Source organism: Hydrotalea sp. AMD (assembly GCF_004100315.1).
In the GTDB taxonomy this organism is placed as follows: Bacteria; Bacteroidota; Bacteroidia; order Chitinophagales; family Chitinophagaceae; genus Hydrotalea; species Hydrotalea flava.
Genome location: NZ_SCKY01000107.1, coordinates 1 through 729 on the forward strand (window position 1 = coordinate 1; position 729 = coordinate 729).

Here is a 729-nt window from a genome sequence, read left to right on the forward strand (position 1 = left end):
ATCGACGGCGGTGTTTGGCACCTCGATGTCGGCTCATCTCATCCTGGGGCTGTAGCCGGTCCCAAGGGTATGGCTGTTCGCCATTTAAAGAGGTACGTGAGCTGGGTTTAAAACGTCGTGAGACAGTTTGGTCCCTATCTGCCGTGGGCGTTGGAAATTTGAAGGGGGCTGCTCCTAGTACGAGAGGACCGGAGTGGACGCACCTCTGGTGTACCGGTTGTCACGCCAGTGGCATCGCCGGGTAGCTAAGTGCGGAAGAGATAACCGCTGAAAGCATCTAAGCGGGAAACTTGCCTTAAGATTAGATTTCCCTGAGGACTTGATCCTCCTGAAGGGCCGTTCAAGACCAGGACGTTGATAGGTTGGGTGTGGAAGTGCAGTAATGCATTAAGCTAACCAATACTAATTGCCCGTGCGGCTTGACTCTATAGCATTAAGTAGAGCTTCAAGCACAACAACGCATACACACAAAAGTTAAGTAGTAACACAGCACTGAAGTGGTTTGAGCATCAAACCAGTGAAGTATTGAAAATTGCCCGCAATCTGCAGCAATCCCAAACTCTCGGTGTCTCATCATCGTTTCCAAATTCAAGTAAAACCCCCTCAAGCATTTGAGTGGTGCGCCTTTACAGCCTCCCCTTTATGCCTGACGACCATAGCAAGGTGGTCCCACTCCTTCCCATCCCGAACAGGACAGTGAAACGCCTTAGCGCCGATGATAGTGTGCAT

2 rRNA genes are annotated in these 729 nt (G+C 50.8%); both read left to right on the forward strand.

Annotation, left to right across the window (positions count from 1 at the left end):
* Positions 1–427: ribosomal RNA gene (locus tag EO766_RS18320) — 23S ribosomal RNA — on the forward strand; the annotation flags it as partial.
* Positions 428–645: 218 nt separating this feature from the next.
* Positions 646–729, forward strand: a 5S ribosomal RNA gene (rrf, locus tag EO766_RS18325); the annotation flags it as partial.